The sequence below is a fragment of the Vibrio sp. 2130-1 genome (genome assembly GCF_033339515.1).
In genome coordinates this window covers 1-659 of the sequence record NZ_JAWOUT010000348.1, presented here as the reverse complement: position 1 = coordinate 659, position 659 = coordinate 1, and the positions used below count along the sequence as shown (strand labels likewise).

The 659-nt window shown below is 61.2% G+C and carries 1 protein-coding gene; it reads right to left on the bottom strand.

Going from position 1 to position 659, the window contains the following annotated elements; all coding sequences use genetic code 11:
• Nucleotides 1–18 precede the first annotated feature (18 nt).
• Nucleotides 19–659, bottom strand: a 641-nt coding sequence (folP, locus tag R7Q09_RS26140) for a dihydropteroate synthase (RefSeq protein WP_050458330.1), incomplete at its 5' end; no start/stop codon positions are given.

Genomic DNA, 659 nt, shown 5'->3' with positions numbered 1-659 from the left:
GCGGCCGGAAGGTGAATGCTAGGCATGATCTAACCCTCGGTCTCTGGCGTCGCGACTGCGAAATTTCGCGAGGGTTTCCGAGAAGGTGATTGCGCTTCGCAGATCTCCAGGCGCGTGGGTGCGGACGTAGTCAGCGCCATTGCCGATCGCGTGAAGTTCCGCCGCAAGGCTCGCTGGACCCAGATCCTTTACAGGAAGGCCAACGGTGGCGCCCAAGAAGGATTTCCGCGACACCGAGACCAATAGCGGAAGCCCCAACGCCGACTTCAGCTTTTGAAGGTTCGACAGCACGTGCAGCGATGTTTCCGGTGCGGGGCTCAAGAAAAATCCCATCCCCGGATCGAGGATGAGCCGGTCGGCAGCGACCCCGCTCCGTCGCAAGGCGGAAACCCGCGCCTCGAAGAACCGCACAATCTCGTCGAGCGCGTCTTCGGGTCGAAGGTGACCGGTGCGGGTGGCGATGCCATCCCGCTGCGCTGAGTGCATAACCACCAGCCTGCAGTCCGCCTCAGCAATATCGGGATAGAGCGCAGGGTCAGGAAATCCTTGGATATCGTTCAGGTAGCCCACGCCGCGCTTGAGCGCATAGCGCTGGGTTTCCGGTTGGAAGCTGTCGATTGAAACACGGTGCATCTGATCGGACAGGGCGTCTAAGAGCG